10 protein-coding genes and 1 riboswitch are annotated in these 15719 nt (G+C 60.4%); of the genes, 8 read left to right on the top strand and 2 right to left on the bottom strand.

Features of this window, described 5'->3' with window-relative positions:
- Window positions 1-170: 170 nt before the first annotated feature.
- The 4 genes from sgrR (at window position 171) to thiQ (ending at window position 5300) form a co-directional block, all read left to right on the top strand.
- Window positions 171-1832: an HTH-type transcriptional regulator SgrR gene (gene sgrR / locus C1Y43_RS09885; protein WP_058770626.1), complete on the top strand. Its 1662-nt coding sequence runs from the start codon at window positions 171-173 to the stop codon at window positions 1830-1832.
- Between the two features lie 70 nt (window positions 1833-1902).
- Window positions 1903-1996, top strand: a riboswitch (TPP riboswitch).
- 46 nt (window positions 1997-2042) lie between these two features.
- Window positions 2043-3029 carry a thiamine ABC transporter substrate binding subunit gene (gene thiB, locus C1Y43_RS09880; protein WP_104188104.1) on the top strand — a complete coding sequence of 329 codons (987 nt, stop codon included), beginning with the start codon at window positions 2043-2045 and terminating at the stop codon, window positions 3027-3029.
- Entirely contained in the window at window positions 3005-4615 is a 1611-nt protein-coding gene (gene thiP / locus C1Y43_RS09875) for a thiamine/thiamine pyrophosphate ABC transporter permease ThiP (RefSeq protein WP_104188103.1), read from the top strand. Before thiB ends, thiP begins: the two co-directional genes overlap by 25 nt.
- Complete coding sequence (thiQ, locus tag C1Y43_RS09870; protein WP_104188101.1) at window positions 4599-5300, top strand: thiamine ABC transporter ATP-binding protein ThiQ; 702 nt, start codon at window positions 4599-4601, stop codon at window positions 5298-5300. Before thiP ends, thiQ begins: the two co-directional genes overlap by 17 nt.
- On the opposite strand, the gene C1Y43_RS09865 is transcribed toward thiQ, so the two are convergent.
- Entirely contained in the window at window positions 5297-6061 is a 765-nt protein-coding gene (locus C1Y43_RS09865; RefSeq protein ID WP_104188099.1) for a DedA family protein, read from the bottom strand. The two genes, thiQ and C1Y43_RS09865, sit on opposite strands and share 4 nt — an antisense overlap.
- A gap of 168 nt (window positions 6062-6229) precedes the next feature.
- Between C1Y43_RS09865 and polB the strand changes: the two genes are divergently transcribed.
- The 3 genes from polB (at window position 6230) to rluA (ending at window position 12329) form a co-directional block, all read left to right on the top strand.
- Complete coding sequence (gene polB, locus C1Y43_RS09860) at window positions 6230-8590, top strand: DNA polymerase II (protein ID WP_104188097.1); 2361 nt, start codon at window positions 6230-6232, stop codon at window positions 8588-8590.
- 151 nt (window positions 8591-8741) lie between these two features.
- Window positions 8742-11648 carry an RNA polymerase-associated protein RapA gene (gene rapA, locus C1Y43_RS09855; protein WP_058770630.1) on the top strand — a complete coding sequence of 969 codons (2907 nt, stop codon included), beginning with the start codon at window positions 8742-8744 and terminating at the stop codon, window positions 11646-11648.
- Between the two features lie 21 nt (window positions 11649-11669).
- Complete coding sequence (rluA, locus tag C1Y43_RS09850) at window positions 11670-12329, top strand: bifunctional tRNA pseudouridine(32) synthase/23S rRNA pseudouridine(746) synthase RluA (RefSeq protein ID WP_021507583.1); 660 nt, start codon at window positions 11670-11672, stop codon at window positions 12327-12329.
- A gap of 14 nt (window positions 12330-12343) precedes the next feature.
- Here rluA and djlA read toward each other — a convergent pair whose 3' ends face one another.
- Complete coding sequence (gene djlA / locus C1Y43_RS09845) at window positions 12344-13156, bottom strand: co-chaperone DjlA (RefSeq protein ID WP_021312869.1); 813 nt, start codon at window positions 13154-13156, stop codon at window positions 12344-12346.
- Between the two features lie 182 nt (window positions 13157-13338).
- On the opposite strand from djlA, the gene lptD reads away from it, so the two are divergent.
- Window positions 13339-15711: an LPS assembly protein LptD gene (gene lptD / locus C1Y43_RS09840; RefSeq protein WP_230857095.1), complete on the top strand. Its 2373-nt coding sequence runs from the start codon at window positions 13339-13341 to the stop codon at window positions 15709-15711.
- Window positions 15712-15719: the final 8 nt, after the last annotated feature.

Raw genomic sequence — 15719 nt, 5'->3', positions numbered from 1 at the left:
ACTCCGCTGGCGGTGAAATTGCACCCTACTCAGAAAAGGTTCCACGTCGGCGGAACCGCTGGCAGAGCGCCATTCATTGCTGAATGCCTCCCGCTCTTCCATTGCCCGCCAGTATGCCTCTAATATGGGGCAGGAAAAACTGAGCGAAGTCGAGAAGGAGTTCCCCTTTTATGTCCTCTGCGCGTCTGCAACAGCAATTCATTCGCCTGTGGCAACACTGTCAGGGCCAGGATCAGGAAACCACGCTGAGCGAGCTGGCTGAACTGCTGCACTGCTCACGCCGCCACATGCGTAACCTGCTGAACGCCATGCAGGCGGCGGGCTGGCTGATCTGGCAGGCTGAAGCCGGTCGCGGTAAACGCTCGCTGCTGAGCTTCTGCTACACCGGACTGGCGCTACAGCAGCAGCGCGCCGAAGACCTGCTGGAGCAGGATCGCATCGACCAGCTGGTGCAACTGGTGGGCGATAAAAACCAGGTGCGGCAGATGATTGCCGCGCACCTTGGCCGCAGCTTTCGCCAGGGTAAGCATATTCTGCGCGTGCTCTACTACCGGCCCCTGCCTAACCTGCTGCCCGGCTCGCCGCTGCGCCGTTCAGAAACCCATCTGGCGCGACAGATATTCAGCGGCCTGACGCGTATAAATGAGGAAAAGGGGGAAATCGCCGCCGACATTGCCCATCACTGGCAGCAAACCTCTCCGCTGCACTGGCGCTTCTTCCTGCGGCCGGCAATCCGCTTTCATCATGGTCGCGAGCTGGAGATGGAGGATGTCATCGCCTCGCTGGAACGGGTGCGCAGCCAGCCGCTGTTTTCGCATATCGACCAACTGCACTCGCCGGCGCCGTGGACGCTGGATATCCATCTCAGCCAGCCGGACTGCTGGCTGCCGTGGCTGCTGGCCAGCGTCAGCGCCATGATTCTGCCGCGTGAATGGCCGACGCTGCGCCACTTCGCCCGTCAGCCTATTGGCACCGGTCCGTACAGCGTGGTGCGCAATCAGCAAACCCAGCTGAAAATCGCCGCGTTTGATGACTACTTCGGCTACCGCGCGCTGATTGATGATGTCTCGATCTGGGTGCTGCCGGAGATCAGCGATGAGCTGGTCTACGCCGGTGTAAAACTGGAAGGTGAAAACGACGACGAAAAATCGGAAGAGAGTCGACTCGAAGAGGGCTGCTATTTTCTGCTGTTCGATCAGCGCTCTGAACGCGGGCGCGATGCCGGTTTCCGCCGCTGGGTGAGCGATCTGCTTAACCCTATCGCGCTGCTCAATCATGCCGGCGTCGGCTATCAGCGCTACTGGTTCCCGGCTTATGGCCTGCTGCCGCGCTGGCACCATCGGCGCGATATCACCCCAGCCCACAAGCCCGACGGCGTGACCCAGCTGACGCTCAGCTGGTACAGCCACCACGTCGAACACGAGGGCATCGCCAATGCGCTGCGGCCGCTGCTGGCGCAGCAGGGCGTCGAGCTGATTACCCGCGAAGTGAGCTACGAAAGCTGGTTCGACGGCGCGGGCGAGAGTGACATCTGGCTGGGCAGCGTCAACTTTACCCTGCCGCTCGACTACGCCCTGTTCGCTCAGCTCTACGAGCTACCGCTGATGCATCACTGTATCCCGCTGGACTGGCAGGCCGACGCCGCGCGCTGGCGTGAGAAAGCGCTGCCGCTGGCGGAGTGGAGCAAACAGCTGGTAAACAGCGACTATCTGCATCCGCTGTTTCATCACTGGCTGCTGCTGGAGGGCCAGCGCAGCATGCGTGGCGTGCGACTGAACACGCTCGGCTGGTTTGACTTCAAGTCCGCCTGGTTCGCCCCGCCGGAGCTGTAAAAAGGGCAGCATCAGACAACACGACCGGCAGGTGAACCTTTCGCGTTGTCCTGTAAATGTCTAGAATAAGTCGTTCTCAACGGGGTGCCGGTTAACTGGCTGAGAGAGACCCGTCGAACCTGATCCGGCTCGTACCGGCGTAGGGATTTGAGATGCTCCGCCCTCAGATCCTTTGCGACGCAACCTTACCTTCTCCTTAAGGAACGCAAAGTGTTAAATAAAGTTCTGCCCCTGTTGCTGCTGATCGCTGCGCCGGCTCTGGCGGCCAAACCCGTCCTCACCGTGTATACCTACGACTCGTTCGCCGCCGACTGGGGCCCCGGTCCGGCAGTGAAAAAAGCCTTTGAGGCCCGCTGCGGCTGTGAGCTGAACTATGTGGCGCTGGAGGATGGCGTATCGCTGCTTAATCGCCTGCGTATGGAAGGAAAGAACAGCAAGGCCGACGTGGTACTGGGGCTGGACAATAACCTGATTCAGGCGGCGGAAAAAACCGGCCTGTTCAGCAAAAGCACGGTGGATACCCGTGCACTGCAGCTGCCGGACGGCTGGCACAATGACACTTTTATCCCGTTTGATTACGGCTACTTCGCGTTCGTTTACGACAAAAACAAGCTAAAGAATCCGCCGCACAGCCTGAAGGAGCTGGTCGAAAGCCCGGAAAAATGGCGGGTGATTTATGAAGACCCGCGCACCAGCACGCCGGGGCTCGGTCTGCTGCTGTGGATGCAGAAAGTGTACGGCGATGACGCGCCGGCGGCCTGGCAGAAGCTGGCCAGCAAAACCGTGACCGTCACCAAAGGCTGGAGCGAAGCTTATGGTCTGTTCCTCAAAGGCGAAAGCGATCTGGTGCTGAGCTATACCACCTCGCCGGCTTATCACATTATTGAAGAGAAAAAGGATAACTACGCCGCCGCGCCGTTCAGCGAAGGCCACTATCTGCAGGTAGAAGTGGGCGCGCAGCTCGCCAGCAGCAAACAGCCGCAGCTGGCGCAGCAGTTCATGCAGTTTATGGTGTCGCCAGCGTTTCAGAGCACCATTCCCACCGGCAACTGGATGTATCCGGTGATCAAAAGCGATTTACCCGCCGGTTATCAGGCGTTGCCAGTGCCTGCGAATGCGCTGCAATACACCCCGACAGAGGTGGCCGACCATCGCGCGGCGTGGATTAGCGCGTGGCAGCGCGCCGTCAGCCGCTGATGCCCGGCTGGCTGCTGCCCGGAGCGCTTAGCGCACTGCTCTTGTGTGCGGTCGCGCTGCTGGCGCTCGGTGCCCTGCTGCTTGCCGCGCCGGCCACTGACTGGCGCGCGCTGCTCAGCGATAGCTATCTGCACCATGTGCTGGCGTTCTCCTTTGAGCAGGCGCTGCTGTCAGCGCTGCTCTCGGTGCTGCCGGCCATTCTGCTGGCCCGCGCGCTCTATCGCCGCCGCTTTACCGGTCGCACGCTGCTGTTGCGCCTGTGCGCTATGACGCTGGTGCTGCCGGTGCTGGTCGCCGTATTCGGTCTGCTGAGCGTCTATGGGCGCAGCGGCTGGCTGGCGCAGCTGTGCGCTGCCATCGGTATCGACTATCACTTCTCGCCTTACGGCCTGCGGGGCATTTTGCTGGCGCACGTGTTCTTTAATCTGCCGCTGGCGACGCGCATGCTGCTGCAGGCGCTGGAGAGCATTCCCGGCGAGCAGCGCCAGCTGGCGGCGCAGCTCGGTTTGCGCGGCTGGTCGCTGTTTCGCCTGCTGGAGTGGCCGTGGCTGCGCCGTCCGCTGCTGCCAACGGCGGCGCTTATCTTTATGCTGTGCTTCGCCAGTTTTGCCACCGTGCTGGCACTGGGTGGCGGTCCGCAGGCCACCACGCTGGAGCTGGCCATTTATCAGGCGCTTAGCTTTGATTACGATCCCGGCCGCGCCGCGCTGCTGGCATTGTTGCAGCTCGGCTGCTGTCTGCTGCTGGTGCTGCTCAGCCAGCGCTTCAGTAAAGCGATTCCGGCCGGTAGCCAGACGGTGCGCGGCTGGCGCGATCCGCAGGATTCCTGGCACGCACGCGTCGCGGATACGCTGCTGATTACGCTGGCACTACTGTTACTGCTGCCACCGCTGGCGGCGGTGCTGGTCGACGGCTTACGCGGCGGCATTGCCGGCGCGCTGCAACAGCCCGCGCTGTGGCAGGCCACGTGGACGTCGCTGCGCATCGCACTCGGTGCCGGTGTGCTGTGCGTGCTGCTGACCATGATGCTGCTGTGGAGCAGTCGCGAACTGCGCCAGCGTCAGCAGCGCTTCGCCGCGCAGGCCATGGAACTCAGCGGAATGCTGATTCTGGCAATGCCGGGCATCGTGCTGGCGAGCGGGTTCTTTCTGCTGTTCAACGCCACCGTTGGCCTGCCGCAGCGTGCCGATGCGCTGGTGATCTTTACCAACGCGCTGATCGCCATCCCCTACGCCATGAAAGTGCTGGAAAATCCGATGCGCGATCTCAGCGCGCGCTACGCTCAGCTGTGCGCCTCGCTGGGCATCAGTGGGTTTACTCGCCTGCGGCTGATTGAACTGCGGGCGCTGAAACGTCCGCTGGCACAGGCGCTGGCCTTTGCCTGCGTGCTGTCGATCGGGGATTTCGGCGTGGTGGCGCTGTTCGGCAGCGCCGATTTCCGCACCCTGCCGTTTTATCTGTTCCAGCAGATTGGCGCCTATCGCGGTGCCGATGGCGCGGTGACCGCGCTGCTACTGCTGCTGTTATGCCTGCTGCTGTTTACGCTGATGGAAAAATTACCGGGTCGCCATGCTGACACTGAATAACCTTACTTATCTCTACCAGCATCTGCCGATGCGCTTCAGCTTTAGCGCACAGGCCGGTGAACGTCTCGCCATTCTCGGCCCGAGCGGCGCGGGCAAAAGTACCCTGCTGAGCCTGCTCGGCGGCTTTCTGCCGGTGAGTCAGGGCAGCCTGCTGATCGATGGCGTCGACCACACCCGTAGCGTGCCTTCCGCGCGACCGGTATCGATGCTGTTTCAGGAGAACAATCTGTTTCCGCACCTGACGGTGCAGCAAAATCTGGGGCTGGGCCTGCATCCCGGCCTGAAGCTGACGCGCGAACAGCAGCAGCAGGTACAGCAGATTTCGGAGCAAACCGGGCTGGAATCGATGCTGACGCGTCTGCCCGGCCAGCTCTCCGGCGGCCAGCGCCAGCGCGTGGCACTGGCGCGCTGCCTGCTGCGCAATCAGCCGGTCCTGCTGCTGGATGAACCGTTTTCGGCACTCGATCCGGCGCTGCGCAGCGAGATGCTGCAGCTGGTGCGCGCAGTGTGTGAGGCGCGCACTATCACACTGCTGATGGTGTCGCACAGTCTTGAGGATGCGCAGCAGATTGCGTCACGCAGCCTGGTGATTGTTGACGGTCGGGTGTACTGGGATGGCAGCACCGCCAGCCTGCTGCGCGGTGAGAGCCCGGCGGCCGCCATCCTTGGCGTATCACCGCGTTAAGCGAAGAACACTTTCCACAGCAGCTGCAGGAAAATCGGCATCATCGGGTGGAACAATAGCGCAATAAAGGCACTCACGCCGATGAGCGCCATCAGCGGTGCCAGCCAGCGCAGCCGCGCCAGTGGCAGATAAGGCGTGGCCCAGTCGACGCTTTTGCCGCTGCGCCACCAGCGCCACAGCAGCCAGCCGCCGATCCACAGCAGCAGTGCCACCGCCAGCAGCAGCCATTTGAAGCTGTCGCCCTGCGCCGCCTGCGGCACGTCGATCGCCACGCCCGCCAGAATGCCCGGCATCAGGTAGGCCGGCGGCCACAGGATGCAGCCGATAATGTTCGGCGGCAGGAATTTACGCACCGGCAGCTCCAGCATGCCGGCCGCCAGCGGAATCAGCGGACGCGTCGGTCCGACAAAGCGCCCCACGAGGATGGTAAACATGCTGTGCTGATGCAGCGCGTGCTCGGTTTTATCCAGCAGCCCTTTGTATTTTTGCAGGTATTTCCAGCGGTGCAGCGGTCCCTGGAATTTCCAGCCAATGCCGTACGACACCCAGTCGCCAATCAGACAGCCGGCCAGCCCGGCGGCCCACGCCGGATAGAGCCCGATTTGTCCGCTGCCCACCAGCGCGCCGAGGCTGGCCATCAAGACCGTTCCCGGCAGCAGCAGGCCGACAAACGCCAGCGACTCAAGAAAGGTCACCAGCGCCACGGCAATCAGCGCGTACTCCAGCGATTGCGTAAACAGGTGTTGGATCCAGGCTTCCATAACTATCCTCTGCGGAATATAGAGGCTGGATTGTCCTGAGACAGCCCCACAGCGTCAAGCAATTCCCCGCGCTGCCGCACGCCCGCGCCGCGCAGACGACGGCACCACCGCAGTACACTGTATAAACATCCATGATATACTGAAATGAATTCATTCTCCGGAGTTAACGTGACCGAACCGCGCGCAGGATTTTTGCTGACTCGCCACTGGCGGGATACCCCGACCGGCAGCGAAGTGGTGCTGTGGCTGGCCACCGACCAGGGCCCGCAGCGCCTGGTACTGCCTGCGCAGGAGTCAGTGGCGTTTATTCCCCGGGAGTTCCAGGCGCAAACCGAAGCGCTGATTCGCGACGAGCGCCATACGCGCCTGCAACCGCTGGATCTGAAAGATTTCCGGCGCCGACCGGTGCTGGGACTCTATTGCCGCAGCCACCGACAGCTGCAAAGCATCGAAAAACGCCTGCGTGAAAACGGCATTGCGGTGTATGAAGCAGATATCCGCCCGCCGGAACGCTACCTGATGGAGCGCTTTATCACGGCACCGGTGTGGTTCAGCGGCGAGCCGCGCGGCGACAGCCTCGTCAACGCGCGCCTCAAGCCGCATCCCGATTACCGTCCGCAACTGAAATGGGTGTCGCTCGACATCGAAACCACCGAGCACGGCGAGCTGTACTGCATCGGGCTGGAGGGCTGCGGCCAGCGCCAGGTCTATATGCTCGGCCCGCCTAACGGTGATGCCAGCCTGCTGGATTTTGAACTGATTTACCTCGACAGCCGGCCACAGCTGCTGGAGCAGCTTAACACCTGGTTCGCCCGTCACGATCCCGATGTCATCATCGGCTGGAACGTGGTGCAGTTCGACCTGCGCGTGCTGCAAAAACATGCCGACCGCTACGGTATTCCGCTGCGTCTTGGCCGTCAGCAGCAGCCGCTGGAGTGGCGCGAGCACGGCTTTAAGCCCGGCGTGTTCTTCGCTCAGGCCAGCGGCCGGCTGGTGATTGACGGTATCGAGGCGCTGAAATCGGCGTTCTGGGACTTCGCCTCATTCAGCCTGGAAGCGGTATCACGCGAGCTGCTGGGCGAAGGCAAAGCCATCAACAATCCGTGGCAGCGCATGGAGGAGATCAACTGGCGCTTTGCCCACGACAAACCGGCGCTGGCCACCTACAACCTGAAGGATTGCGAGCTGGTTACGCGTATTTTCCAGCACACCGCCATCATGCCGTTTTTGCTGGAGCGCGCCACCGTCAATGGCCTGGCGGTGGATCGCCACGGCGGATCGGTGGCGGCGTTCAGCCACCTGTATATTCCACGAATGCACCGCGCCGGCTTTGTCGCGCCCAATCTCGGCGAAGTGGCACCGGAAGCCAGCCCTGGCGGCTACGTGATGGATTCGCGCCCCGGACTGTATGATTCGGTGCTGGTGCTGGATTATAAAAGCCTCTATCCGTCGATCATCCGCACCTTTCTGATCGATCCGGTCGGGCTGGTCGAAGGCCTGGCGCATCCGGACGACGCCGATTCGGTTCCCGGTTTTCGCCACGCGCGCTTTTCGCGCCGCACCCACTGTTTACCGGCGATTGTCGGGCAGATCTGGCAGGGGCGCGAGGCCGCCAAACGTGACGGCAACCAGCCGCTGTCGCAGGCGCTGAAGATCATCATGAATGCTTTTTATGGCGTACTTGGCACCAGCGCCTGTCGCTTTTTCGATCCGCGCCTCGCTTCGTCGATTACCCTGCGCGGCCACGCCATCATGCAGCAAACGCGTGAGCTTATTGAAGCCGAAGGTTTTGACGTGATTTACGGTGACACCGATTCTACTTTTGTCTGGCTGAAAAGCGCCCACAGCGAAGCCGATGCCGCCGCGATCGGCCAGCGGCTGGCCGGGCACGTGAATCGCTGGTGGCAACAGCATCTGCAGCAGACTTACGGTCTCGACAGCGCGCTGGAGCTGGAGTACGAAACCCACTTCAGCCGCTTCCTGATGCCAACCATTCGCGGCGCCGAACAGGGCAGTAAAAAGCGCTACGCCGGACTGATTCGCCGCGACGGCGACGAACGGCTGGTGTTTAAAGGGCTGGAGTCGGTGCGCACCGACTGGACGCCGCTGGCGCAGCAGTTCCAGCAGACGCTGTATGGCCGCATCTTCCGCGGTGAACCCTGGCAGGACTACATTCGCGACACGGTGGCACAGTTGCTGGCCGGCGAACTGGACGATCTGCTGGTGTATAAAAAGCGCCTGCGCCGGCCGCTGAAAGATTACGAACGCAACGTGCCGCCCCACGTGCGTGCCGCGCGCCTCGCCGATGAACATAACCGTAAACTGCAGCGTCCGCTGCAGTATCAGAACGGCGGCTCGATCCGCTACGTCATGGCCACCGCCGGGCCGGAGCCGCTGGAAGCGCGCAGCACGCCGCTGGATTACGATCACTACGTCAGCAAGCAGCTGCAGCCGATCGCCGAAGGGATTTTACCGTTTGTCGGTGATGACTTTGCTACACTGATCACCGGGCAACTGGGGCTTTTTTGACAGGTGACGAATGCCCTGCCATCCAGTACCATAGCGCCCTTCCTGATTCTCACCGCGTGCACCAGCTGACCAGATAACTGTCTGGCGGTGGGGTATTGTCTGAGAGCAGGCGAACGTCTTTCTATCTTTTAGAGAATCGAGCAAAAAATATATGGTTTTTACACTGGGTCAACGCTGGATTAGTGATACAGAAAGTGAGCTGGGACTGGGGACAGTCGTGGCGCTGGATACGCGCATGGTCACACTGATGTTTCCCGCCACCGGCGAAAACCGCCTCTATGCCCGTAATGATTCTCCGGTCACCCGCGTGATTTTTAATCCGGGTGATACCGTCACCAGCCACGAAGGCTGGCAGATGCAGGTTGATGAAGTCCGCAACGAAAACGATTTAGTGACTTACATCGGCACGCGTCTTGATACCGACGAAAGCAACGTGGTGCTGCGCGAAGTGATGCTCGACAGCAAACTGGTGTTCAGCAAGCCACAGGATCGCCTGTTTGCCGGCCAGCTGGACCGCATGGATCGCTTTGCCCTGCGCTTCCGCGCACGCAAATACCAGAGCGAACAGTATCGCCTGCCGATTAGCGGCCTGCGCGGCATGCGCACCAACCTGATTCCGCACCAGCTGCACATCGCACATGACGTCGGTCGCCGTCACGCACCGCGCGTGCTGCTGGCCGATGAAGTCGGCCTCGGTAAAACCATTGAAGCCGGGATGATTATCCAGCAGCAGCTGCTGGCCGGACGCGCCGAGCGCGTGCTGATCGTGGTGCCGGAAACCCTGCAGCACCAGTGGCTGGTGGAAATGCTGCGCCGCTTCAACCTGCGCTTTGCCCTGTTTGACGACGATCGCTACACCGAAGCGCAGCACGACAGCGACAACCCGTTTGATACCGAGCAGCTGATTATCTGCTCGCTGGATTTTGTCCGCCGCAACAAACAGCGGCTGGAGCTGCTGGCCGAAGCTGACTGGGATCTGCTGGTGGTCGACGAAGCGCACCATCTGGCGTGGAGCGAAGCCGCGCCGAGCCGCGAATATCAGGTTATCGAACAGCTGGCGGAAAAGACCGCCGGCGTGCTGCTGCTGACCGCGACGCCGGAACAGCTCGGCATGGAGAGCCACTTTGCCCGTCTGCGTCTGCTGGACCCGAATCGTTTCCACGATTTCGCGCAGTTCGTGGCCGAACAGCAGCACTACCGCCCGGTGGCTGACGCCGTCAGTACGCTGCTGGCCGATCACGCCATCAGCAAAGAGGAGATGAACCTGATCAACGACCTGGTCGGCGAGCAGGACATCGAGCCGCTGCTGCAGGTGGCGAACAGCGATCGCGACGGCAAAGACGACGCGCGTAAAGAGCTGATTTCGATGCTGATGGATCGCCACGGCACCAGCCGCGTGCTGTTCCGTAACACGCGTAACGGCGTGAAGGGTTTCCCGAAACGCGAGCTGCATCAGATTCGCCTGCCGCTGCCGGCGCAGTATCAGACGGCAATTAAAGTCTCCGGCATTATGGCGGCGCGCAAAACGGCGGAAGAGCGCGCGCGCGACATGCTGTATCCGGAGCAGATTTATCAGGAATTTGAAGGCGACAGCGGCACCTGGTGGAACTTCGACCCGCGCGTTGAGTGGCTGATGGGCTACCTCACCAGCAACCGTAAAGAGAAAGTGCTGGTGATTTGCGCCAAAGCGGCCACTGCGCTGCAGCTGGAGCAGGTGCTGCGCGAGCGTGAAGGCATCCGCGCCGCGGTGTTCCATGAAGGGCTATCAATTATCGAACGCGACCGCGCGGCCGCCTTCTTCGCTTCGCAGGAAGATGGCGCCCAGGTGCTGCTGTGTTCGGAGATCGGCTCGGAAGGGCGTAACTTCCAGTTCGCCAGCCGGCTGGTGATGTTCGATTTACCGTTTAACCCGGATCTGCTCGAGCAGCGTATCGGCCGTCTCGATCGTATCGGCCAGCTGCATGACATCCAGATTCTGGTGCCGTGGCTGGAGAAAACCGCCCAGGCAGTGCTGCTGCGCTGGTACCACGAAGGGCTGGACGCGTTTGAGCACACCTGCCCGACCGGCCGCACCATCTACGACAGCGCCTACCCGCAGCTGATTGAGTATCTGGCCGCGCCGGACAACCCGCAGGGGCTGGACGACTTTATCGCCCAGAGCCGCAAACAGCATGACACCCTGAAGGCGCAGCTGGAGCAGGGGCGCGACCGTCTGCTGGAGCTGAACTCGAACGGCGGCGAAGCCGCGCAGGCGCTGGCCGATGCCATCGGCGAGCAGGATAACGACACCGAGCTGGTGAACTTTGCGCTCAACCTGTTTGATATCGTCGGTATCAACCAGGAAGATCGCAGCGATAACCTGATCGTCCTGACGCCGTCTGACCACATGCTGGTGCCGGATTTCCCCGGCCTGCCGGAAGATGGCTGCACCGTAACCTTTAACCGTAACCAGGCGCTGTCACGCGAAGATACCCAGTTCATTACCTGGGAACATCCGCTGATTCGCAACGGCCTCGACCTGATTCTCTCCGGCGATACCGGCAGCTGTGCGCTGTCGCTGCTGAAGAACAAGGCGCTGCCGGTGGGCACGCTGCTGGTAGAGATGATCTATGTGGTCGAAGCACAGGCGCCGAAGCACCTGCAGCTTACCCGCTTCCTGCCGCCCACGCCGGTCCGCCTGCTGATGGATCGCGCCGGAAATAACCTCGCCGGCAAGGTGGAGTTCGAAAGCTTTAACCGTCAGCTCAACGCAGTCAACCGCCATACCGGCAGCAAGCTGGTGAACGCGGTGCAACAGGATGTGCATCACATTCTGACGCAGGCGGAAAAAGTCATCGTACCGGAAGCGCAGGCGCTGATTGCGGCGGCCAAAGTTGAGGCCGATGAGAAGCTGAGCGCCGAGCTGTCGCGCCTTGAAGCGCTGAAAGCGGTCAACCCCAACATCCGTGATGATGAGGTTGATGCGCTGGAGAGCAACCGCGAGCAGGTGCTGGCCAGCCTCGGTGAAGCCGGCTGGCGGCTGGATGCGCTGCGTCTGATCGTTGTTACGCACCAATAATCGCTGAGGCCGCGCCCAATCATGCTGATGGAACCCTACAATCCGCCGCTCGACCCCTGGCTGCATATTCTGTATCAGGACGAGCACATCATGGTGGTTAACAAGCCAAGCGGTTTGCTGTCGGTGCCCGGCCGCCTTGAGGAGCACAAGGATAGCGTGATGACGCGCATCCAGCGTGACTTTCCGCAGGCGGAGTCGGTGCACCGACTCGATATGGCCACCAGCGGTGTGATTGTGGTGGCGCTGACCAAGGCGGCCGAGCGCGAGCTGAAGCGGCAGTTTCGCGAGCGCGAGCCCGCGAAGCAGTACGTGGCGCGCGTCTGGGGACATCCGGCGGCGGAACAGGGCATGATCGATCTGCCGCTGATTTGCGACTGGCCTAACCGGCCGAAGCAGATGGTGAGTGTGGAGCTGGGTAAGCCGGCGCAGACGGAGTATCAGGTGCTGGCGTATGACGCCGATAACAGCGCGCGGGTGCAGTTGAAGCCGATCACCGGCCGCTCACACCAGCTGCGCGTGCATCTGCTGGCGCTGGGGCATCCGATTCTCGGCGATCGCTTCTATGCCCATCCCGAGGCGTTAGCCATGGCGCCACGCCTGCAGCTGCACGCCGAATCGCTGACCATTACCCATCCGGCGTTTGGCAACAGCATGACGTTTCGCCAGCCGGCCGATTTTTAAGGGGCCGCCGCCCCTTATTTAAAGCCCTTCTCTTTGCGAATCAGGTCATACGCGGCCTGAATTTCCTGCGCTTTCTGCTTCGCCATCTCCATCATCTCCGGCGGCAGACCTTTCGCCACCAGCTTATCCGGATGGTGCTCGGCCATCAGCTTACGGTAGGCGCGCTTGATGGTGGTGCTGTCGTCGCTGCTTTTCACCCCCAGCACGCTGCAGGCATCTTCCAGCGTCGGGCCACGTTTCGCCTGCTGATAAGCGCCGCCGCCGTACGACGAACCGCCACCAAACTGCTGACCGCCCTCCATCATGCGCAGGAACTGGTCGAACTGCGCGCGGGAAATCCCCAGCTCTTCCGCGATGACGTACAGCACCTGACGCTCGTTGGGATGCAGCGAACCATCAGCAAACGCCGCCTGGATTTGAATTTCCAGAAACATCCGAATCAGGTCGAAACGGCCAAAGCAGGCGCTGCGCAGCTCGCGTAGCTTGTTACGTAACGGATATTCGCTCTGCTTACCTTCACGAAACGCACGCTGTGCCGCGGTACGCGCCTCGCCATGCAGCTGCATGCGGTCCATAAATAAAGAGGCAATCTGGATATCCGCTTCGGTGACGCGCCCTTTCGACTTGGTCAGATGGCCCATCACCTGGAACGTGGTGCTGAAGAACAGCGTCTGACGCGCCTGATTGTTGGCGAAGTAGCCCTGTCCTTTTACGCTGCGCACTTTGTCAAACAGATGACCAATGATCAGACCCAGTACGATGCCCCAAAAGCCTGCTCCGGAAAGTAAGCCGAGAGCCAGACCAATAACTTTTCCCCAGTAGCGCATAAACTCCTCAATTCGCCATGCTTGCGGCTGAAAATTGCATTATCATACCTGTCATTTATCTCCGCGCCTAACGGCAACGCAGGCAGAGCAGGATTAACACTGGCGCAACGCCGGGCGGTACGTTAGTCTCTGTCCGGATTGTCGGCATGATGCCAGTTTTCATGGAATTATCGAAACCGCGTATGAAAAAACGTATACCTACCCTGCTGGCTACCATGATTGGTGCAGCGCTTTATAGTCAGCATGCACTGGCCGACGATCTGATGTCGCAGTGTATGCTGGGCGTGCCGAGCTACAACCGTCCGCTGGTCAGTGGCGACGCGAATTCGCTGCCGGTAACCATCAACTCTGACTCAGCAAAAGGGAACTATCCGAACGACGCGGTGTTCACCGGCAATGTTGATGTGCAGCAGGGGAACAGCCGTCTGGTTGCCGACGAGATGCAGCTGCATCAGCGTCAGCAGGACGGACAAACGACGCCGGTGCGTACCGTCGATGCGCTGGGTAATGTGCACTATGACGACAACCAGGTCATCCTGAAAGGTCCGAAAGCCTGGTCCAATCTGAACACCAAAGACACCAACGTGTGGAACGGTAATTATCAGATGGTCGGCCGTCAGGGTCGCGGTGATGCTGACCAGATGAAACTGCGCGGTAATAACCGCTATACCATTCTGGAAAACGGCAGCTTTACCTCCTGTCTGCCAGGTTCCAACAGCTGGAGCGTGGTCGGTTCGGAAGTGATTCAGGACCGTGAAGAAGAAGTGGCGGAGATCTGGAATGCGCGCTTCAAGCTCGGCAACGTGCCGGTATTCTACAGCCCGTATCTGCAGCTGCCGATTGGCGACCGCCGCCGCTCCGGCTTCCTGATCCCCAACGCGAAATACGGCAGCAACAACGGCTTCGAATTCATGCTGCCGTACTACTGGAACATCGCGCCTCAGGCCGATGCCACTATTACGCCGCACTACATGAGCAAGCGCGGTCTGCAGCTGCAGAACGAGTTCCGCTACCTGACGCAGTTTGGTGCCGGCCTGTTAGAGCTGGACTATCTGCCGTCTGACAATCAGTACAACAAAGATAAAGCCGCGCGACCGTCGGTGCAGAACGACAGCAACGACGACCGCTGGCTGTTCTACTGGCGTCACTCCGGCGTCTACGATCAGCACTGGCGCTTCAACGCCGACTACACCAAAGTCAGCGATCCTTATTACTTCAACGATCTTGATTCGAAGTACTACAGCTCGACTGACGGCTACGCCACGCAGAAATTCAGCGTAGGCTACGCTGACACCAACTGGGATGCGACGCTGTCCAGCAAAGACTTCCAGGTGTTTGGTAATACCAGCAGCCAGAACGTGTACCGGGCGATGCCGCAGCTGGATGTCAATCTGTACCAGAACGATATCGGGCCGTTTGACGGTCGCATCTATGCGCAGGCGGTGAAGTTCACTAACGTCAGTAACCGAATGCCGGAAGCGACGCGTTTGCACATCGAGCCAACGCTCAACCTGCCGCTGTCCAACGGCTGGGCCAGCCTGGATACCGAGGCAAAGCTGCTGGCGACGCATTACCAGCAGGATAACGTTAACTACTACAACGAAAATATCGATACCACCCGCACCAATCAGCTGAAAGAGTCGGTCAACCGTACCCTGCCGCAGTTCAAGGTAGATGGTCGCCTGGTATTTGACCGCAATATGGACTGGGCCGAAGGCTACACCCAGACGCTGGAACCGCGCGTGCAGTACCTGTATATCCCGTACCGCAACCAGAGCAACATCTATCCGTACGACTCCACGCTGCTGCAGACCGACTACACCGGCCTGTTCCGCGATCGCACCTACAGCGGCCTCGATCGTATCGCTTCGTCTAACGAAGTGGCGACCGGCGTGACCACGCGTATTTATGATAACGATCTGGTTGAACGTTTTAACGTTTCCGTGGGTCAAATCTACTCGTTTACCCCGTCTCGTACCGGCGTAAACCAGACGAATAAAGAAGATGATACCGGTAGCCTGGTGTGGGCGGGTGATACTTACTGGAAAGTCAGCGATCGCTGGGGCGTACGCGGTGGCCTGCAATACGATACGCGGCTGGACAACGTTTCTCAGGGCAATGCCATTGTGGAATACCGTCGTGATGCCGACCGTATGGTGCAGCTGAGCTATCGCTACAGCAGCCCGGAGTATGTGGCGCAGGCGTTGAATAACCCCAGCTATGTCACTAACCCGATCTACAAAAACGGTATCTCGCAGGTGGGCGCCACGGCCAGCTGGCCGATTGCCGATGCCTGGTCGCTGGTGGGGGGTTACTACTATGACACCCGCAACAGCCGTCCGGCCGAGCAGCTAGTCGGTCTGCAGTACAGCTCCTGCTGCTACGCCATTCGTCTGGGTTACGAACGCAAGATCAACGGTTGGGAAAACAACGACAGCAAGTATGACAACCAAATCTCATTCAACATTGAGCTGCGTGGTCTGAGTTCTAACTATGGCTTAGGCACCAATGAAATGCTGCGTCAGGGCATCATCCCTTATCAGCGCGCTTTCTGATGTTGTGA

Origin of the sequence: Pantoea sp. ICBG 828, from assembly GCF_002928355.1 — a bacterium.
Classification (GTDB): Bacteria; Pseudomonadota; Gammaproteobacteria; order Enterobacterales; family Enterobacteriaceae; genus Pantoea; species Pantoea dispersa.
This window is presented reverse-complemented; position numbering and strand designations above follow the sequence as displayed.